The sequence below is a fragment of the Sphingobium sp. TomTYG72 genome (genome assembly GCF_055394715.1).
Genome location: NZ_AP027336.1, coordinates 1450108 through 1469143, shown reverse-complemented (window position 1 = coordinate 1469143; position 19036 = coordinate 1450108). Strand labels below are relative to the sequence as shown.

Below are 19036 nucleotides of genomic sequence, written 5' to 3'. Positions count from 1 at the left end.
TCTGGAACATGACCCGTCCGCTAGCCACCCACAGCAGACCTACGGCCGACGCCCGCCCATCACCCGGGCCACTTCAACAAACTCTTCGACGCTGACCGTTTCAGCCCGTCGTTGGGGGTCTATGCCGACTTGATCCAGCGCCTCCAACGCTCCCGGTAGACCTTTGAGGCTTTGGCGCAGCATCTTGCGGCGTTGGCCGAAGGCGGCGGCGGTGAGGCGTTCGAGATGCTTTAGTTGCACGCCCTCTGGCGCTGCTTTGGGCGTGATGTGCACCACGGCGGACATGACCTTGGGTGGCGGGGTGAAGGCGCTGCGGTGGACCTTCATGGCGATCCGGGCGTCGCTGCGCCACTGGGACAGGACGGCGAGACGGCCATAATGGTCGCCGCCCGGTTTTGCGACGATGCGTTCGGCGACTTCCATCTGGAACATGAGCGTCAGGGAGGACCACCAGGGCAGCGGCTTCCATTCCGTAGACAGCCAGCCGATCAGCAGGGCGGTGCCGACGTTATAAGGCAGGTTGGCTATGATGTGGGCATGTTCGCCAGCTTCGGCGTGCGCGTCCACCTGCATGGCGTCGCCGGATATGACGCGCAACTGGCCGGGGAAGGCATCGGACAATTCAGCAAGGGCGGGCAGGCAACGGCGATCCCGTTCGACAGCGACCAGCCGTGCTCCGGCTCGCAGGATCGCGCGGGTCAGGCCGCCGGGGCCGGGTCCGACCTCGAACGCGGGCTGATCCGTCAGTGATCCGGGGATGGCGGCAATGCGATCGAGCAGCTGTTCGTCGAGCAGGAAGTTCTGGCCGAGCGCCTTGCTCGCTTGCAGGCCGTGCGCCGCGATGACTTCACGCAACGGCGGCAGGACCGGCCGCGTATCAGCCCCCATGGCTTAACCGCGATCGCGCAGCTTCCGCCGCCATCTTGAGCGCGGCCATCATCGCGCCGGGGTTTGCGCTGTCCGTTCCGGCAATGCCGAAGGCGGTGCCATGGTCGGGCGAGGTGCGCACGATCGGCAGGCCGAGCGTGATGTTGACGCCCTCATCGAAATGCAGGGTCTTGAGCGGGATCAGCGCCTGGTCATGATACATGCACAGCACCGCGTCGTAGGTTTCGCGGGCACGGGCGTGGAACAGGCCATCGGCGGAAAGGGGGCCGACAATGTCCATGCCTTCCGCCCGCAGCGATTCGATCGCGGGGCTGATGATGTCGATTTCTTCCCGGCCCAGCGCGCCGCCCTCACCCGCATGGGGGTTGAGTCCGGCGACGACGATGCGCGGGCGGGGGATGCCGAAATTGCGCTGCAATCCCTTGACCGTGGTCGTGGCGCGGGCGCGGATCAGGTCGATGGTCAGGGCCGAGGCGACCTCTGCCAGCGGGATATGGATGGTGATGGGCACCACCTTCAATGAAGGACCGGCGAGCATCATCACCGCATTGTGGGGGGCTACGCCGCAACGTTCGGCAATGAACTCGGTCTGGCCGGGATGGGTGAAGCCGACGCCGTAAAGCTGTTCCTTGCCGACAGGGGCGGTGACGATCCCGGCGGCCGATCCGGTGCGGGCGAGGCCGACCGCCACTTCGAGTGCCTGAAACGCAGTGCGCGCGCCGTCTATGCTGGGGGAGCCGGGCACGATGTCACCGGCGTCGGCAACCTGGAGGCAGGGAAGCGCGGTGTCGAACAGCGCCGCTGCCTCTTGCGGCGTGGCGATGGGGGCGATAGGGCCGGACCAGACCCGGCGCAACGATGCAGCATCACCCACGGCGAAAAAGGTGGGCAATCCGCGTGCTTCGCGCATCACCCAGCTTTTCGCTACGATTTCCGGCCCGATCCCCGCCGGGTCGCCCAGCGGGACGGCAAAGGGCGCCAGCTCCGGTCGAGCCGAGGCTGGATCAGTTATAGTCGATGATGGCATCGCGGCGAAGGTCACGCAGATAGATGCGGGCGCGCTTGTTGACCCGTTCTTCCTCCAGCTGAGCCATGATCTGTTCGGCGTTCGGCGCGGCGGCGCTGTTGGCTTCATCGCGGCCGCAAACGACGAGAACGCGCACGCCGTCATTGACCGAGCCAAAGGGAGGGGTCGCTTCGCCAACCTGCAGGCCGAGGAGGATTTCCTGCAACTGCGGCGGCAGGTCGCGCACCTTCACATTGTCATTGTCCACGACATCGGCGCCGATCTTGCCACCCAGTTCGTTCGCCTGGCCGCATCCCTTGATCGTCTTGATCTGCGCGGCGAAGCTGGCCGCCTTGGCACTCGCCTGCTCCTTGGTGGTGCCGGGCGGGAAGCTGATCGACAATTGCTTGAGGCTGAGCAGAGAGTCGCGCGGGTCAGCGGTCAGCACCTTGCGCTTGTCCATGACATAGATGACGGAGATGCCGCCCGGAACGGGGATGGGGCCAGCGAGCTGCCCGACCTGCATCTCATTGGCGGCCTTGGCCAGTTCATCGGGCAACTGCGCCGGGCGAACCCACCCAAGGTCGCCGCCGACCGCAGCCGTCGATGCTTCGGAAAACTGGCGGGCGTAGGCGGCGAAGCTGCCGCCCTGCTTGATCTGTTCGATGATGTTGCGGGCATTCGAGACGATCTGCGCCTCATTTTCGGGCGTTGCCGACAGGTAGATCTCACCGATGCGATATTCGTCGCTGCCCTTGGCCGCGTTCATGCGATCGACGACCGACTTCACCTCGTCTGCGGAGACGTTGACGAAGGGCTGAATGTTGCGGCGGAGCAGGCGGCTCCATGCCAGCTCGCCCTCGATCTGACGCCTGATGCTGGCGGGCGCGCTACCCTGAGCGCGCAGATATTGGTCGAACTGGGCGGGCGACTGCTTGAAGTTCGCCGCGACACGCTCATAGCTCTGGTCGATTTCTGACTTGTCGATCTTGATGTCGTGGGCGGCGGCTTCCTGAATCTGAAGCGTCTCGTCGATGAGGTTGCGCAGCACCTGCACGCGCAGCCGCTCCCGTTCCTCTGGCGACACCTTGCCACCATTTGCCGCGAGGATGAGCGCCAGGCGCTGATCCACGTCGGTGCCGGTGATGATGCGGCCGTTGACGATGGCCGTAGCCTTGCGGACATTAGGATCGCTTTTGCCAAAGACGGTCACGTCCTTGGGCAGGTTCAACTGCTGCGCGGCGACCCCTTCATCGTCATTGACGGTCTGGGCGGCGACAGGGCTGCCGATCGATCCCAGCAGGATGGAGGACAGGAGCAGGGCGCGCGCGCTGGTCCGAAGCGATTGTCCAAGGCGGGAAGGCGGGGAAACGACAGGCTGCATCGTCGACAAAACTCTCCATTACGGTCCAGCGCGTGATGCGCCAGTCCGCCTTAACCGGTCCTGAGCGGCCAGAACCGGTCCTGAACGGGAAGGCTGATCCTTATATGCCGATATTCCGAAAAGCCAGCCGTAGTTGGAAGCTATTGCCCTTTCGCGCGTCACCGGCGGCCAGATAATCGCGACGCCACGTCAGGCCCAGCGTCAGACAGTCATCCTGATAGGCAATGCCGAGCCGGTGACGGACGGGTTCGTAGCCATCCGCGGCGCTGCTTAGGTCTTCCTTCTTGTCAGTCAGATCGACGACGGTGGACCCGAAAACGGACCAGAAGCGAGCAAATTGCACACGGCCACCGAAACGCAGTTCCTCGCGGTCCTGCAAATCCTCAAGCCCGGGCGCGGCGTTCCGGTTGAGCCGGAGATAACCGACCATGGCATAGGTCTTGCGGCTGCCGATCGTCGCGTCGATTTCATTGCGGCGCACGTCCAGCCCGTCCTTGTCCAGTCGGAAACGGTGGATGAGGCTTACGAAATCCCGGAAGCGCACGGTCGTGCGGCCGACAATGTCGGACATGCGATCGGAAAGGCCGGTGCCGTCGGGCAGGATGCTCTCGCGACTGTTGAGGCGATAGCTCTGGCCGATCACGCTTTCCAGCGAAAAGCCGGGTAAGGACAGGCCATATTCCAGGCCATAGGTGATGCGGGTCGAATCTTCGAACCGGTCATAGCCTGCGAAGCGATTGAGCGCGAAGAGGTTGCTGTCCTCCAGATCGATGGCGCGCGCGTCTTCATTGGGGACGGAAAGATTTGCCAGCCGGGGCGCTGCTACGATCTGCACCCGGGGGGCGATCCGCTGAACCCCGCCGAATGCCTCACCCATGAAGGGCCAGCGAACATCGATCGCGGCTGCGGCGATGCCGCGCGCCTGCCAGCCTGGATCGCCGGCATAACGGGCGATGTTGTTCTGCAGATTGTCGCTGCTGTGATAGACGTCGCCGCGTAGATAGGTGGTGAAATTCACCTCCTGACCCATGCCCGTCAGCTTGCGCAGGTTCCATTCAAAGGCAGCGAAGGCGCGCTGCGTATCCTGGCCGTGGGTGCGGGTGATCGCGAGGCTGTTCGCCTGAAGCTGGATGCGGCCGCCAAGCAGCGGATCGAGGAGGCGGAGGCGATAGTCGATGACGGGCAGCGCGATCGGCGTTTGCCCCTGCGGATCGCCGAGGCGCAGCGTCTGTACGGCCCAGCCAGCGATGGAGAAATAGCTGTTCTCGCCGATGCGCTGGGCGCCCAGGGTCGAACGCAGCCGGTCGTCGCGGCTGATGTCGTAGCGGCGAAGGAAGGTGCGGTCACTCGCCACGCGGAGCGATCCGTTGACGCTCCATTCCGGCGTCAACTGCATGGCGCCGCTGGCGTCCAGATAGCCGCGGAAATCCTTTTCCGATCCTGCAGGCCCGGTGGAGCTGGGCAGGGAACTGCTGCCGTCGATGCGCCGCGCATGGGTGGCGTAGCCGGTAATCTGATAGGCGCCACGGTCCCAGCGATGGCGGAAATTCGCCTCCAGCATCGGCAGCGTCTTGGAATAGACATGCGGCGTGATTGTCAGGTCGCGATTTGGCGCCAACTTGATGTAATAGGGCAGGGCGACTTCAACGCCGTTATTCCGGTCGTAGCGAAGATTTGGCACCAACAGCCCCGTGCCGCCCGTATCACCAACCGGGTGCGAAAAGCCGGGCAGCGGAATGAGCGGAAGGCCGAATATTTCCACGCTGGCGTTGCGGTATCGCACGCGAGCGGCGACTGGGTCGTAGACGACCTTTACCGCCTTGATCTGCCAAGTGGGTTCCTTGGGGCAGCCGTCGCTGTCCACTACGTTGCAGCCCGTATAAGCGGCCTTGTGCAGCGTATAGACGCCGTTCACCCGAACGCCCTGCACCGCCGCCAATCGGCCGCCCGACTGAAGCACCAGCAGCATGTTTTCGACCGTGCCGTCCTCCAGCGTGTCGGTCACCTGGAAGCGGTCGCCATAAGCGATATTGCCTTCAGGATCGGTCGCCGAGACATTTCCGCGCGCTTCCACCTGGCCGGTCGTCCGGTTCCACACCACCTTGTCCGCGCGCAGGCGGTTGCCCTGCCGCAGCAATTGGACATTGCCGGTGGCTGTCACGATTTCCGTATTATTGTCATATTCCAGGGCGTCCGCCGCAAAGCCGATTTCTTTGTCGGTCGCGGGTACAGGCGCGTCCGGCGCGCTGACGGGCACCTGCGGCGATTGCAGCTCCTGCGCGAAGGCATGCGGCATCCCGCCCATGTAGGCGAGTGCCGCGCTTGCGGCCAGCATATGTTTCAGACGCGAGGAATGGGAAAAATTCTGCAAGGGGATCGTGCCTCTTCAGGGGCGCTTCGTTGCCCGCCTATCGCATTGCTTTGCGCGCGCCGCAATCTTTCGTCACGCTTCTTTTACCGGAAATCGGTCGAACGGCTTTGCCAGATGGGGCAAGCGACATTATCTGGCATGGAGCGTTCATAGCGCCACACGATCAGAAAAGCAGAAGAAGGACCCTTGATGGAAATCGCATTCACCCCGGTGCGTCCCGACGCCGACACGCTGGTCTTTGCCGTTCCCAAGGGCGGTTTCGATGCCTTGCCGATCGCGGCGGCGCCTACTTTGGCGGCGGGTGCTGCGGCGGCGCGCTTCACGGGCGAGGCGGGCGGAAGCTTTGAAAGCTTCGTCGAAGAGGGTGGTAAGGTGCTGCGCATCGTTCTCGTCGGCACCGGCAGCGGGAGCGAGGCGGATTATGAACGGGCGGGCGCGGCGCTGACTGCACGCTTGCTTACGAGCGGGGCGAGCCATGCCGCAGTGGAGTTTTTCGGCGGCGCGGCTGGTGATAAGGCGGCTCATTTTGCCTTTGGGGCATCTCTGCGCGCCTGGCGGATCGATACCTATCGCACCCGGCAGCCGGAAAAGACAAAGCCGACATTGATGAAGCTGTCGGTCGTTGCGAATGACGCGGATGCGCATTGGCAAAGGCTGTCGGCGGTGGCCGATGGCGTCACCTTCACGCGCGAGCTGGTCTCTGAACCGGCGAACATCCTGTATCCGGAAAGCTTCGTCGAACGCTGCCGTCATCTGGAGCAGCTGGGCGTCAAGGTCACCGTTCTCGACAAGGCGGCGATGGCGGAACTGGGCATGGGCGCGCTGCTCGGCGTTGCGCAGGGGTCGGTACGCGAACCCCGCCTGTTGGCGATGGAGTGGGATGGCACGGGCGACGCGGGCGACAAGCCCATCGTCTTTGTCGGCAAGGGTGTCACCTTTGATACCGGCGGCATTTCGTTGAAGCCCGGCGCGGGCATGGAAGACATGAAGTGGGACATGGGCGGCGCAGGCGCGGTCGCGGGCGCGATGAAGGCGCTCGCGGGGCGCAAGGCGAAAGCGCGCGTCATCGGCGTTTGCGGCCTTGTGGAAAACATGCCGGACGGTAACGCGCAGCGTCCCGGTGACATCGTGACCTCCATGTCGGGCCAGACGATCGAGGTCATCAACACCGATGCCGAAGGGCGCCTGGTGCTGTGCGACGTGATCACCTGGGCGCAGAAAACCTATTCTCCCGAGGTTGTCATTGATCTTGCCACCCTGACCGGCGCGATGATCGTGGCGTTGGGCGATCAATATGCCGGACTGTTCGCCAATGACGAAGGGCTTGCCGAGGATCTGCTCGCTGCTGGCAAGGCGGCGGGGGACCAGCTTTGGCGCTTTCCGCTGGGCGACGCCTATAACAAGCTGATCGACAGCCCGATCGCGGACATGAAGAATATGGGCGCGCGCTATGCCGGATCGATCACCGCAGCGCAGTTTATCAAGCGATTCGTTGATGATGGGGTCAAATGGGCTCATCTCGACATTGCGGGCATGGTGTGGGCCGACAAGCCCGGCGCAACCTGGGACAAGGGCGCGACCGGCTATGGTGTGCGCCTGATCGATCGTCTGGTGGCGGACAAGTTTGAGCGCTGATGCAGGTCGATTTCTACCAGCTTAGCCGTGATCCTGTGGACCGGGTGCTGCCCGCCATTGCGGCGCGCATACTCGGCCTGGGTGAGCGGTTGCTGGTGGTCGCGCAGGACGAGGAACAGCTGGAACGCATTTCGGCTGGGCTGTGGAACGGGCCGCCGGAAAGCTTCCTTGCCCATGGCCGGGCGGGGGAGGGCGGCGAGGCGATGCAGCCGGTACTTTTGGCGCAGGATTGCAGCCCTGCGAACGGTGCCCGGCACGTCGCGATTGCCGATGGCCTATGGCGTGAAGAGGCGCTCGATTTCGAGCGCGCTTTCTACTTTTTCGACACGCTGACCGTCGATGGCGCGCGCGAAAGCTGGCGTGCCCTGTCGAAGCGGGAGGGGGTGACGCCCCGCTTCTGGCGGCAGGAGCAGGGGAAATGGGTGCAGGGTCCGTGAGCAAGCGGGGCGGCCACGCCCCCTTGCGGTGCGAAGCGGCGCGGTCTAAAGGGCGCGCCAATTCCAACAATCCGGAGCTTTTGAGCCTTATGGCCGTGACCCGCACCTTTTCGATCATCAAGCCTGACGCCACGCGCCGCAACCTGACCGGCGCCGTGACCAAGAAGCTGGAAGAAGCAGGCCTGCGCGTCGTCGCGTCCAAGCGCATCCGCATGAGCCGCGAACAGGCCGAAGGCTTCTATGCCGTTCACAAGGAACGCCCTTTCTTCGCTGATCTGGTTGCCTTCATGATTTCCGGCCCGGTCGTGGTCCAGGTCCTGGAAGGCGAAGATGCCGTGAAGCGCAACCGCGACATCATGGGCGCCACCAACCCGGCCAACGCCGACGAAGGCACCATCCGCAAGGAATATGCCGAGTCGATCGAAGCCAACTCGGTCCATGGTTCGGACAGCGAGGAAAATGCCGCGATCGAGATCGCCTATTTCTTCAAGCCCGAAGAAATCGTCGGCTGATCTAATCGATCAGGATGAAAGAGGGGCCGGGGACGCAAGTCTGCCGGCCCTTTTTTTGTTTTGGGAGGGAGAAGGTGAGCGATTTCGCCTTTCAGGCCCCTCTCCCGCCTTCGCTGCGCTCGGCACCCTCTCCCCTGAAGGGGAGAGGGAATGGCCCCCAAGACCGAATCCGCCGCAAGCTCAATTCGAAACGGGCGGTGCTTCGAATCGATCGATCACCCATTCCTCAGCCTGTGCGCCGCCGATCCATTCCTGCATCCAGGGATGATTGACGACCGCCTGCATATAGGCTTCGGCAAAACGTGCGACGGGCAGCTGATAGGTTATGAAGCGCGTCACGACCGGGGCGAACATCACGTCCACCGCGCCAAATTCGCCGAACAGGAAATCGCCCACGCCACCATAGCGAGCCCGGGCCTGTGCCCATAGCTGCATGATGCGGGCGATGTCCTGCGCGACAGCTTCGGATGGCGGCACTGCGTCGTAAATCTGGCGGATGTTCATGCTGTGCTCGCGCCGCAGCGCCGCGAAGCTGGAATGCATTTCCGCCGCCATTGACCGGGCCATCGCCCGCGCCGCCGTGTCGGTGGGCCAGAACTTGTCGCCGCCAGCCTTCTCGTTCAGATATTCGATGATTGCCAGACTGTCCCAGACAACGGTGTCGTCGCCGTCCCACAATATGGGCACCTTGCCCGAAGAAGGGGCGAATTCATCGCCTTCGCGCCGCCTTTCCCAGGCTTCATCATAAAGCGGGACCACGACTTCCTCGAACGGCAACCCGCTGAGCTTGCAGGCGAGCCAGCCCCGCAGAGACCAGCTGGAATATGCCTTGTTGCCTATGAATAGCTTCATCATCGCCCTTCTTTAGACGGGCGAAGGAAGGGGTGTCGAGAGCAACCGGACGGCGCATTCGAGTCACTTTCTATATTATTTTGGTAGAAAATACTTTGTGCGGGGCTTGGCGGCATCATGGGCGTCGTCGTATGGCGCGACGGCGAACTGACGCCGAGTGGGGGGAATTATGGACTGGCTGCATGGAATAGCGGGCCTGTTCGTCGGAATCATGGTCGGAATGACGGGCGTTGGCGGCGGGTCGCTGATGGCGCCAATCCTAATCCTGCTGTTCGGCGTCGCACCGGCGACGGCGGTCGGCACCGACCTCTGGTTCGCGGCCATCACCAAGTCCGTGGGCGGTGCGATTCATCACCGTCACGGCGGGCCAGATGGTGGCCCGGATTATCAGGTGGTGAAGCGCCTGTGCCTGGGCAGCCTCCCCGCCGCGCTGATCACGCTGTTGATCCTTTCCCAGACGCATATGCAGCAGATCAAGAGCGGCGTCGTCACGAGCGCGCTGGGTGGCGTCCTGATCATGACGGCGATTGCGACCATGCTACGCGGGCGATTCCACCGTTGGGCCTTGGCTCGCCGCGTTGGTACCGCCGATCGCTTTACGCGTTGGCAGCCTCCACTGACGGTTGCGGCAGGTGCGCTGCTGGGGGCGATGGTAACACTGACCTCCGTGGGCGCGGGGGCGATCGGCGCGACATTGCTCCTTGCGCTCTATCCGCTCCGCATGCGGCTGCAACGGTTGGTGGCGACGGATATTGTTCATGCCGTGCCGTTGACCTTGGCAGCGGGGCTGGGCCATCTGTGGATTGGCCATGTGAACGGCATGCTGCTCGCCAACCTGTTGATCGGATCGATCCCGGGCATCATTATCGGATCGCTGCTGGCGACGCGCGCATCAGACCGCGTGCTTCAGCCGTTGCTGGCGATCATCCTGGTTCTGGTGGGCTGGCGCCTTATCGCAGGATAAGGCAGCTTTGGAGGCCCGAGCCGGAATCGAACCGGCGTGCAAGGATTTGCAGTCCTCTGCGTAACCACTCCGCCATCGGGCCTCGGCGTGGGTGGCCGCAAATGTGCGGCTTTTGATGTAAAGTCAAGCGCGGCCATGTTCGCTGATCCCAAGATTATCGTTCACGGGCGTGGAAAGCCGCTTGGCGTTGCTTGTCGCGTGATCTAGAGGTCCCGATAATGTCAGCGCTGTATTGCCATACCAATACAGTTATGCCAATCGAGGTAGTATCGTGACCGAGCAGAATTTTTCATCGATGCGGGCCGCCATGGTCGAAAGCCAGCTTCGCACCAGCGATGTCGATGACCCACGGGTGATCGCCGTGATGGCGCGCCTGCCACGGGAAGATTTCGTGCCTGCTGAACGGCGCGCCATGGCCTATGTCGATCGTTCGATTCCGCTTTCCTCCGGCCGCGCGCTTAATCCGCCGCTGGCCACCGGACGGCTGCTGAAGGAAGCGCAGGTGGAGGAGGGTGATCGCGTTCTGCTCATCGGCGCGGCCACGGGGTATAGCGCGGCACTTCTTGCCGCTCTTGGCGCCCAGGTGACAGCGGTCGAGACCGAGGATGGCCCGCAATTGTCGGGCAATAGCGCCACGGTCGTACGCGGCCCGTTGGAAGCGGGCGCTCCGCAGGGTGCGCCCTACGACATCCTCTTTATAGATGGCGCGGTGCAGGAAGTGCCCGCGACGCTTGTCGAGCAGCTTGCGGATGGCGCGCGCGTGGTGACGGGTCTTGTCGAGCGCGGCGTCACACGCCTGTGCAGCGGGCGGGTGGTTTCCGGCATTCTGGGTCTTGTCAGCCTGACCGATCTTGAGATGGTCGTCCTGCCCGGTTTTGCTGCGCCGGAGCGTTTCGTCTTTTAATTGGCTGGGGGGGTCATGACCGCAAAGCAGGTGTTTCTTCGGCACTCCGCCGCCACGGTTCTGCTGCTCCTTACCCCCGGGATCGCGCAGGCTGAAACCTTGCAGGGCGCGCTGGCAAAGGCTTACCATTCCAACCCGACGCTTACCGGCACCCGGGCTCAGCAGCGGGCGACGGACGAGAATGTGCCGATCCGCAAGGCGGATGGACGGCCCAATATCGCGACCACCGGCGAATATCAGGAATTGCTGGTAAAGCCTGCACGGTCCTTTCTCGCGCCTGATCGCTCGCTCGTCGGCTCCGCCACGGTCAATGTCCCTATTTATCAGGGTGGCGCAGTCCGCAACGGGGTAAAGGCGGCCAAGGTCCGCGTGCAGGCGGGTCAGGCCAATCTGCGCGGGACCGAGGCATCGATCTTCTCCCAAGTTGTCGCGGCCTATATGGATGTGATCCGTGATAGCGCGATCGTGTCTCTGAATTTGGCGAATGTCAGCGCGCTTGGCGTCAACCTGCAGGCAACGAACGACCGATTTGAAGTGGGCGATCTTACGCGGACGGACGTTGCCCAGTCCGAGTCGCGGCTCGCGTTGGCCCGATCCGACCTGCAAACGGCGCAGGCGAACCTGATCGCCAGCCGAGAGAATTATATCGCCCTGGTCGGCGCGACGCCTGATGATTTGCAGCCGCCGCCGCCGCTCCCCGGCCTTCCTGCTACCCCGGAAACGGCGGTTCAGGTGGCGCTTGCCGACAATCCTGACCTCATCGCCGCGAAAAAGGCGCGTGAAGCTGCTCGCTATGACGTGCGGGTGGCAAAGGCAGGCGTCCTCCCGACGCTGTCCGGTTTCGCGCAGGGCAGCTACACCCATTATCTGGGATCGCTCGACGACCCGAGCGATCCGTCGCAGATCAACAAGCAGGTGGTCGCAGGAGCGACGTTGCGCCTTCCGCTTTATCAGGGCGGCCGACCCGGAGCGCAGGTGCGCCAGAACCAGGCGCTCGAATCGCAGGCGATGGAGCAGGAAATAGAGGTCGAGCGTAGCGTGATTGCTCAAACGCGCTCTGCCTATGCGAGCTGGCAGGCATCGCTGCAAAGCATCGAATCCAACCAGAAGGCGGTCGAGGCGGCCAACCTTTCGCTGGAAGGCGTGCGGGCGGAAAATTCTGTCGGCAGCCGCACCATATTGGACATATTGAACGCGGAACAGGAAGCGCTCAACGCCAAGGTGCAATTGGTGTCGGCCCGGCGCAACGCCTATGTCGCGGGCTTCAGCCTGTTGGCCGCGATGGGACATGCGGAAGCGGACGACCTCAGTCTGGAAACAGGCACGCTCTATAATCCCATGGTTAATTATGAGCGGGTGAAGGGCAAGTGGTTCGATTGGGATTTCGATCCCGCGCCCCAGCCTGAAGCGACCAGAACCGTTGACACGCCTGCACAAAATGCCAATGTGCCTGCTGGTTTGGCGCAACAACCTTAAGGTTAACAGGGGGTATTCATGGGCGACATGAGCAAGGAACCCTCGATGGAGGACATTCTTTCGTCCATCAAGCGCATCATCGCTGAGGAAGGTGAGGAGGCTGCGCAGGCGGTGTCGCGCCGTGGTAAAGCCGATGCCGGACCCAAGCAGGCAGCCGAACCCGCCGACCCTGCGGTCGAGGAAGTGCTGGAACTGACTGACGAGGTTGGAGCGGAGGAGCCGATGCCTGCCCACAAGACTGGCCGTGCAACGCAGATCGAAGTGCCGGGCGAGGAAAGCTCAATCCTCTCGGTTGAAAGCGAAGTGGCCGCGCGACATTCGCTTTCGGCGCTTTCGTCCATGCTGGTAACGCCCAAGGATGGCGAGGATAACACGCTGGATGGTCTGGTTCGGTCCATGTTGAAGCCGATGCTGAAGGAATGGCTGGACGCCCGCCTTCCCGCGCTGGTGGAAGACATGGTGGCAAAGGAAATTGCGCGCATCACTGGCCGCTGATCTGGCGGGTTCTCCGCGTTCCGACTTATGGCGCATTGGCTCGGTTGACCCCTGCAAGGCGGTAAAAGCGCTGGAATGGTCAGGGAAGGGGCTTTAAGGCGCCTTTCCATGACCGAACTGCCCAAGACCTTCGACCCCGCTGAAATCGAATCCCGCTGGTATGCCCATTGGGAGCAGAAGGGGCTGTTCCGCCCTGAACGGCCGGACGCCGAACCCTTCACCATCGTCAATCCGCCGCCGAATGTGACCGGCAGCCTGCATATCGGCCATGCGCTCGATAACACGTTGCAGGACATCGTCATCCGGTACGAGCGGCTGCGGGGCAAGGACGCGCTGTGGGTCGTGGGCACCGACCATGCGGGCATCGCGACGCAGATGGTGGTCGAGCGGCAGATGGAGGCGCGGCAGGACAAGCGCACCAACTATACGCGCGAGCAGTTCATTGAGAAGGTCTGGGAGTGGAAGGCCGAAAGCGGCGGCGCGATTACGCGTCAGCTACGACGGCTTGGTTGCTCGATGGACTGGGCCAATGAACGCTTCACCATGGATGAGGGCTTTTCGAAGGCCGTCATCAAGGTGTTTGTGGAGTTGCACAAGCGCGGGCTTCTGTACCGCGACAAGCGGCTGGTGAACTGGGACCCGCGTTTCCGCTCGGCGATTTCTGACCTTGAGGTCGAGACGCAGGAAGTGAAGGGCGGCTTTTGGCATTTCCGCTATCCGCTGGCGGATGGCGTGAAGCTGGCCAATGGTGCGGATCATATCGTCGTGGCGACCACGCGGCCCGAGACGATGCTGGCCGACATGGCGGTGGCGGTGCATCCCGAAGACCCGCGCTATAAGGATGTCATCGGCAAGGATATCCTCCAGCCGATCACCGGGCGGCGGTTCAAGGTGGTCGCGGACGACTATGCCGATCCCAAACTAGGGTCTGGCGCGGTCAAGATCACGCCGGGTCACGACTTCAACGACTTTGAGGTGGGCAAGCGGGCCGGCTTCCGCGCGGCCGAGATGCTCAACATGTTCGATGCCGATGCCAATGTTGTGCAGACGGCGGATGGGCTGATCCCGGAACGCTTCCTGGGGCTGCATCGCTTTAAGCGGGATGGCGTCGATGGCGCGCGCGAGTTGGTCGTTGCCGAGATGAAGGCGCTGGGTATGCTGGTGCCGCATGTCTCGAAGAATAAGGATGGCGAGGAGGTCGAAGCGGACTTCGAACCGCGCACCATCCAGACGCCCTTTGGCGATCGTTCGGGCGTGGTGATCGAACCCTGGCTGACCGACCAATGGTATGTCGATGCCGAGAAGCTGGCGGTCGCGCCGATGCAGGCCGTGCGTGACGGGCGGATCGAGATCGTGCCCAAGACGTGGGAAAAGACGTTCTTCAACTGGATGGAGAATATCCAGCCCTGGTGCGTCTCGCGCCAGCTTTGGTGGGGGCATCAGATTCCGGCGTGGTTTGGCTTTCCTTTATGGGGAGCTGATTTTCCTAAGCTCCACCCCGATCGCATTGGTAACCCATCCTCAGCTTTGCCAACCTTTGTCGCAGAAAACGATGAGGACGCAATTGCGCAAGCGGAGACCTTCTATCGAGAGAATTGGGATTTAGAAGGCAAGACCTTTAATGTCGTCATAGGAGACGAAGCGGGCCTCAATGTTGATGGCAACAATGTAACAGCTTCTATTCGTCGCGATCCCGACGTGCTCGACACATGGTTTTCCTCGGCGCTCTGGCCCTTCGGCACGCTCGGCTGGCCAGAACAGAGCGATACGCTGAGCCGCCATTATCCCAATGATCTGCTGATTTCCGGCTTCGATATCCTGTTCTTCTGGGATGCGCGCATGGCGATGCAGGGGATGGAGTTCATGGGTGATGTGCCGTGGCGCAAGCTCTACCTCCACGGGCTGGTACGCGCGGCCGACGGGCAGAAAATGTCCAAGTCCAAGGGCAATGTCGTGGATCCGCTAGGCCTGATCGACAAGTTCGGCGCGGACGCGCTGCGTTTCTTCATGTCTGCCATGGAAAGCCAGGGCCGCGACGTGAAGATGGATGAGAAGCGGGTCGAGGGGTATCGCAACTTCGCGACGAAGCTGTGGAACGCGGCGCGCTTCCTGCAATCCAACGGCGTCACCGCATCGACCAGTCATGAGGCGCCTGCCGCCGCCGCGCCGGTTAATCGCTGGATCATTGCCGAGACGGTCGCGACGGTGCAGGCGATCGACACCGCCATGGCGGAGCTGCGCTTCGACGCAGCCGCGAACGCCATCTATCATTTCGTCTGGGACCAGTTTTGCGACTGGTACATCGAACTCACCAAGGGTTCGATGGACGATGAGACAAAGGCTGTCGCGGGCTGGGCGTTCGACCAGATCCTCGTTATGCTCCACCCCTTCATGCCCTTTATCACCGAAGAGCTGTGGAACCTGACCGGCACACGCGAGACGGAATTGATCGTCGCTCGCTGGCCGCAGGCGCTCTATGCCGTCGATAGCGAGGCGCAGGCAGAGATTGATTGGCTGATCCGCTTGATCAGCGCGATGCGCACGGCGCGGACGGAACTGAACGTGCCGCCGGGCGCGAAGCTGAAGGTCGTGGTGAGCGAAGCGTCGGAAGAAACGCGACGCCGCATCGATCGGCAGGGCGCGGCCCTGGCGCGCTTGGGACGGGTGGAGAGCCTGTCCTTTGGCGATAGCGTGGCTGGTGGCGCCGCGCAGATCGTTATCGATGAGGCGACCTTCATCCTCCCGCTGGAGGGCGTGATCGACATCGCGGCGGAAAAGGCGAGGCTGGCAAAAGCCCTTGCCGCTGCGGAGAAGGAACGGGATTCGCTTTCCGGGCGTCTTTCCAATCCGAGTTTCGTGGAAAAGGCCAAGCCCGAGGCGGTGGCCAAGGCACGTGAAGATCATGCCGAGAAAACCGCGGAGGCGGAAAGGTTGGCGGCAGCGCTGGATCGTCTGGCCTGATCGGTTAATGATGCAGCGCTTAGGGGGAGGGCGAGAATGGCGGCAGGGAAGCGTGAAACAAGGGACCTGGTAAACGGGCCTATCGCGTCGTCCTTGCTGGTCTTTGCCGTGCCCACGCTGGCGTCCAACGTGCTTCAGTCGTTGAATGGATCGATCAACGCCATCTGGGTCGGCCGCTTTCTGGGGGCGCAGGCTCTTGCCGCCACGGCCAACGCGAACATCACCATGTTCCTGATGTTTTCCATCGTGTTCGGATTTGGCATGGCATCGACCGTGGTGATCGCCCAGGCGGCGGGGCGGGGCGATATGGATGCCGCTCGCCGGTCCTTCGGGTCAGCGACGGGCTTTTGCACGATATTGGGCACCGTCGTCGCTGCGGCCGGATGGGCGGCTTCGCCCGCAATGTTGCACCTGCTGGGAACGCCTGCCGAAGCATTTGACATGGCGCTGATCTATCTGCGCGTGATTTTCATTGCGATGCCCGCAACGTTGATCAGCGTCATGATGATGATGGGATTGCGGGGAGCCGGGGATGCGCGCACTCCGTTGATCTTCATGTTCGTCAGCGTCGCGATCGATCTGGTGCTGAACCCGGTATTCATCCTGGGGCTCGGGCCGATTCCCGCGATGGGCATCGGCGGATCAGCTGCGGCTACGGCAGTCGCCGGTATTGCCAGCCTGCTCGGCCTGATTCTCTATATGTATGCTAAGGATCTGCCGCTGCGGTTGCGGGGGCGGGAACTGCGCTATCTGATCCCGGCTCCGGACCAGCTTCGCATCCTTCTGGGTAAGGGGTTGGCCATGGGTCTTCAGATGATCGTTATGTCAGCCGTCGGTCTGATGATCATCGGTCTGGTCAACCGCGAAGGCGTTATTGTCACGGCGGCTTATGGAGCGGCCCAGCAAATCTGGACCTATTTGCAGATGCCTGCGATGGCCATGGGGGCGGCGGTCAGCGCTATGGCCGCCCAAAATATCGGCGCGGGCCGATGGGACAGGATTGGCCGGATTACTGCCTATGGGTTGGGCTATCTGCTGCTGATCACGGGCGCGATGATTGGCGTGATCCTGTTGTTTCACGCGCCGCTGCTCTCGCTCTTCCTTGGCGACAACAGGGCTGCGATCGATGCCGCCTGGAAAATGCAATTGCTCGCGACATGGAGCTATATGCTGTTCGGCGCAACGATGATCCTGTTCGGCGTGATGCGGGCGAATGGCGTCGTGGTAAGGCCGCTGTTGATCCTGACCGTCACGTTGTTCGGCGTTCGCCTCGCCTTTTATTATTTCGGCTATCCGTATCTGGGTGCCGATGCCTTGTGGTTGAGCTTCCCTGTTAGTTCGGGATCAGCCCTTCTGGTTGCTGGACTCGCTTATTTGCAGGGCGGCTGGCGCAAAGCGACGCTACTCGTCCCGGTCCATGAGGAAGAGTGCCGGGAAAGCATCAGCGCGGAGAGTGAGCCCGCAGGCCGTTTCGCGCCTGTGGGCTGAAGGTCACCGCCCCTGGCTGCGCCAACGGGTGATGGTGCGGTCGAGAATGTCTGCTTCCCCGCCGGACTGGCGCCAAAGGTCCGTGAAGCTTGGATCGCCGGACGCGGGCCGACGATGCGCCTCCAGATTGTCCAGTGCGACGCGGATGGGCACTGCGACACCTTCACCGCAGATGATCGCCTCGCGATTGCGGAGCGCCGGAATGGAATCGAGGAAGCCGCGCGCGCCTTCCGGCATGGCCGCCTTCACGAATGCCTGGTCGCGATCATTGTTGAGGCGCATGGAAATGATGGTGCCGCATTGCGACAGCACGCCTTCGGCAAGGTCTGACGGCCGCTGCGTTATGAGGCCGAGCGATACGCCATATTTGCGGCCTTCCTTGGCGATGCGCTCCAGGATGCGGCGGACTGCCTGGCCGGTGCCGGTGGTCGTGCTGGGGATATAGCGGTGCGCCTCTTCGCAGACGAGCAGGATCGGGCGCTGAGCCTCGTCCCGCGCCCAGATCGCATAGTCGAAGACCAGGCGGGACAGTACCGATACCACGACGGAGGTGATGTCCGACGGCATGGCCGACACGTCGATGATCGAAATCGGCTTCCCGCCCGATGGCAGGCGGAAGATCTTCGCCAGAAATTCCTGCATCGTGTCCGCGACGAGCATGCCTGAGAACATGAAGCTGTAACGCGGGTCCGCCTTGATCTCATCGATCTTGGTCTTGAGCCGCATATAGGGGAGCGCGCCCGTGCCCTTGTCGAGCTTCCCCATTTCATTTTGCAGGATGTTGGTGAGATCCGACAGCAGGTAGGGGATCGGCGAATCGACGGTCAGCCTGCCGATGCTTTCCGCCAGCCGGTTCTTCTGCCGCGCGGCGAGCAGGCATTTTGCCAGAATGTCGCAGTCGACCGTGCGATCTGAGCCTTCGGAGGTGACGAATACCTCGCAATGCTCCTCGAAATTCATCAGCCAATAGGGCAGGGCGAGGTTGCCTACGTCGAAGACCGCGCCATTCTGGGCAAAGGCCGCACCATATTCGCCATGGGGATCGACCATCACGATATGGCCTTCGGGCGACAGGTCGCAAATGCGGTGAAGAATGAGAGCGGCGCTGGTGGATTTGCCCGTACCGGTCGAACCCAGCAGGGCGAAATGTTTGCCCAGCATCGAATCGACATAGAGCGCGGCACGTGTGTCTGTCGTGGGATAGACGGTGCCGATCTGCACATGGGGGCGGTCATCGGCGGCGTAAATCTGTTGCATATCCGCGCTGGATACGGGGAAAATTTCCGTGCCCGGCGCAGGATAGCGCGTGACGCCGCGGCGGAAGTGATGAATGCGGCCGGTAAGCGGTTCTTCGTCACCTTCGCCCAGAAAATCCACGTCAGCGATGATTAGGCCGCTGTCCTGCCGATCCATCGCCATGGATCGCACGCTGGCGATGAGCCATGCACTGCCGACACGCATTTTCACCTGGCTGCCGACCTGGCCCGCCATTGCCGTGCAGGGGTCGCCGTGATGTGCCAGCGTCGCGATGGAGGCCGCGTCGATCAGCACCTTGGAACTGGAACCGGCTATCTGAAAAACCGCGCCCATGGCGTTGGCTGCGGCAGGCTTTGTTTGGCCGTGCGTGAATTCGGCAGCTCCCGGCATGTGGCTCATACACCCC

Annotated in this window: 15 protein-coding genes and 1 tRNA gene; 9 read left to right on the top strand and 7 right to left on the bottom strand. The window is 62.6% G+C overall.

Annotated features, from left to right (window positions below):
* Positions 1–39: 39 nt before the first annotated feature.
* From rsmA to ACZ5U1_RS07365, 4 genes are all read right to left on the bottom strand, one after another.
* Positions 40–888, bottom strand: coding sequence for a 16S rRNA (adenine(1518)-N(6)/adenine(1519)-N(6))-dimethyltransferase RsmA (gene rsmA / locus ACZ5U1_RS07380; RefSeq protein WP_464777837.1), 849 nt, complete (start codon positions 886–888; stop codon positions 40–42).
* Positions 878–1915 carry a 4-hydroxythreonine-4-phosphate dehydrogenase PdxA gene (gene pdxA, locus ACZ5U1_RS07375; RefSeq protein WP_464779990.1) on the bottom strand — a complete coding sequence of 346 codons (1038 nt, stop codon included), beginning with the start codon at positions 1913–1915 and terminating at the stop codon, positions 878–880. Before pdxA ends, rsmA begins: the two co-directional genes overlap by 11 nt.
* On the bottom strand, positions 1893–3278 hold the full coding sequence (locus ACZ5U1_RS07370; protein ID WP_449473555.1) for a peptidylprolyl isomerase: 1386 nt from the start codon (positions 3276–3278) through the stop codon (positions 1893–1895). Before ACZ5U1_RS07370 ends, pdxA begins: the two co-directional genes overlap by 23 nt.
* Positions 3279–3378: 100 nt before the next feature.
* Positions 3379–5613 (bottom strand): LPS-assembly protein LptD, encoded by a 2235-nt coding sequence (locus ACZ5U1_RS07365; RefSeq protein ID WP_464779989.1) that lies wholly within the window; start codon positions 5611–5613, stop codon positions 3379–3381.
* Between the two features lie 225 nt (positions 5614–5838).
* On the opposite strand from ACZ5U1_RS07365, the gene ACZ5U1_RS07360 reads away from it, so the two are divergent.
* The 3 genes from ACZ5U1_RS07360 to ndk all read left to right on the top strand — a co-directional run bounded on the left by ACZ5U1_RS07360 (position 5839) and on the right by ndk (position 8233).
* Positions 5839–7284, top strand: a complete 1446-nt coding sequence (locus tag ACZ5U1_RS07360) for a leucyl aminopeptidase (RefSeq protein ID WP_464777836.1) — start codon at positions 5839–5841, stop codon at positions 7282–7284.
* Positions 7284–7721: a DNA polymerase III subunit chi gene (locus ACZ5U1_RS07355; RefSeq protein WP_464777835.1), complete on the top strand. Its 438-nt coding sequence runs from the start codon at positions 7284–7286 to the stop codon at positions 7719–7721. The genes ACZ5U1_RS07360 and ACZ5U1_RS07355 overlap by 1 nt, the downstream gene beginning before the upstream one ends.
* Before the next feature lie 89 nt (positions 7722–7810).
* Positions 7811–8233: a nucleoside-diphosphate kinase gene (gene ndk / locus ACZ5U1_RS07350; protein ID WP_037461517.1), complete on the top strand. Its 423-nt coding sequence runs from the start codon at positions 7811–7813 to the stop codon at positions 8231–8233.
* A gap of 180 nt (positions 8234–8413) precedes the next feature.
* Here ndk and ACZ5U1_RS07345 read toward each other — a convergent pair whose 3' ends face one another.
* On the bottom strand, positions 8414–9088 hold the full coding sequence (locus ACZ5U1_RS07345) for a glutathione S-transferase family protein (protein ID WP_196224182.1): 675 nt from the start codon (positions 9086–9088) through the stop codon (positions 8414–8416).
* A 166-nt stretch (positions 9089–9254) separates the two neighbouring features.
* Between ACZ5U1_RS07345 and ACZ5U1_RS07340 the strand changes: the two genes are divergently transcribed.
* A complete protein-coding gene (locus ACZ5U1_RS07340; RefSeq protein WP_464777834.1) occupies positions 9255–10049 on the top strand; it encodes a sulfite exporter TauE/SafE family protein in 795 nt (264 codons plus the stop codon).
* Positions 10050–10057: 8 nt separating this feature from the next.
* Here ACZ5U1_RS07340 and ACZ5U1_RS07335 read toward each other — a convergent pair.
* Positions 10058–10131 (bottom strand) — tRNA-Cys (locus ACZ5U1_RS07335).
* A 189-nt stretch (positions 10132–10320) separates the two neighbouring features.
* Between ACZ5U1_RS07335 and ACZ5U1_RS07330 the strand changes: the two genes are divergently transcribed.
* From ACZ5U1_RS07330 to ACZ5U1_RS07310, 5 genes are all read left to right on the top strand, one after another.
* Complete coding sequence (locus ACZ5U1_RS07330; protein ID WP_464777833.1) at positions 10321–10953, top strand: protein-L-isoaspartate O-methyltransferase family protein; 633 nt, start codon at positions 10321–10323, stop codon at positions 10951–10953.
* A gap of 15 nt (positions 10954–10968) precedes the next feature.
* A complete protein-coding gene (locus tag ACZ5U1_RS07325; protein ID WP_464777832.1) occupies positions 10969–12429 on the top strand; it encodes a TolC family outer membrane protein in 1461 nt (486 codons plus the stop codon).
* Between the two features lie 18 nt (positions 12430–12447).
* Positions 12448–12924: a DUF2497 domain-containing protein gene (locus tag ACZ5U1_RS07320; protein WP_464777831.1), complete on the top strand. Its 477-nt coding sequence runs from the start codon at positions 12448–12450 to the stop codon at positions 12922–12924.
* A 108-nt stretch (positions 12925–13032) separates the two neighbouring features.
* Positions 13033–15885 (top strand): valine--tRNA ligase, encoded by a 2853-nt coding sequence (locus ACZ5U1_RS07315; RefSeq protein ID WP_464777830.1) that lies wholly within the window; start codon positions 13033–13035, stop codon positions 15883–15885.
* Between the two features lie 36 nt (positions 15886–15921).
* The gene (locus ACZ5U1_RS07310) at positions 15922–17373 is read left to right on the top strand and encodes an MATE family efflux transporter (protein ID WP_464777829.1); all 1452 of its coding nucleotides are present in this window, start codon (positions 15922–15924) and stop codon (positions 17371–17373) included.
* Positions 17374–17376: 3 nt separating this feature from the next.
* Here ACZ5U1_RS07310 and ACZ5U1_RS07305 read toward each other — a convergent pair whose 3' ends face one another.
* Positions 17377–19029, bottom strand: coding sequence for an ATP-binding protein (locus ACZ5U1_RS07305; protein ID WP_464777828.1), 1653 nt, complete (start codon positions 19027–19029; stop codon positions 17377–17379).
* Positions 19030–19036 lie beyond the last annotated feature (7 nt).

Coding starts and splice junctions, on each gene's coding strand:
- ACZ5U1_RS07315 (WP_464777830.1), top strand. CDS start 13,033: ATGACCGAACTGCCCAAGACCTTCGACCCCGCTGAAATCGAATCCCGC.
- ACZ5U1_RS07370 (WP_449473555.1), bottom strand. CDS start 3,278: ATGCAGCCTGTCGTTTCCCCGCCTTCCCGCCTTGGACAATCGCTTCGG.
- ACZ5U1_RS07325 (WP_464777832.1), top strand. CDS start 10,969: ATGACCGCAAAGCAGGTGTTTCTTCGGCACTCCGCCGCCACGGTTCTG.
- ACZ5U1_RS07320 (WP_464777831.1), top strand. CDS start 12,448: ATGGGCGACATGAGCAAGGAACCCTCGATGGAGGACATTCTTTCGTCC.
- ACZ5U1_RS07355 (WP_464777835.1), top strand. CDS start 7,284: ATGCAGGTCGATTTCTACCAGCTTAGCCGTGATCCTGTGGACCGGGTG.
- pdxA (WP_464779990.1), bottom strand. CDS start 1,915: ATGCCATCATCGACTATAACTGATCCAGCCTCGGCTCGACCGGAGCTG.
- ACZ5U1_RS07365 (WP_464779989.1), bottom strand. CDS start 5,613: ATGCTGGCCGCAAGCGCGGCACTCGCCTACATGGGCGGGATGCCGCAT.
- ACZ5U1_RS07310 (WP_464777829.1), top strand. CDS start 15,922: ATGGCGGCAGGGAAGCGTGAAACAAGGGACCTGGTAAACGGGCCTATC.
- ACZ5U1_RS07345 (WP_196224182.1), bottom strand. CDS start 9,088: ATGATGAAGCTATTCATAGGCAACAAGGCATATTCCAGCTGGTCTCTG.
- ACZ5U1_RS07360 (WP_464777836.1), top strand. CDS start 5,839: ATGGAAATCGCATTCACCCCGGTGCGTCCCGACGCCGACACGCTGGTC.
- rsmA (WP_464777837.1), bottom strand. CDS start 888: ATGGGGGCTGATACGCGGCCGGTCCTGCCGCCGTTGCGTGAAGTCATC.
- ACZ5U1_RS07340 (WP_464777834.1), top strand. CDS start 9,255: ATGGACTGGCTGCATGGAATAGCGGGCCTGTTCGTCGGAATCATGGTC.
- ndk (WP_037461517.1), top strand. CDS start 7,811: ATGGCCGTGACCCGCACCTTTTCGATCATCAAGCCTGACGCCACGCGC.
- ACZ5U1_RS07305 (WP_464777828.1), bottom strand. CDS start 19,029: ATGAGCCACATGCCGGGAGCTGCCGAATTCACGCACGGCCAAACAAAG.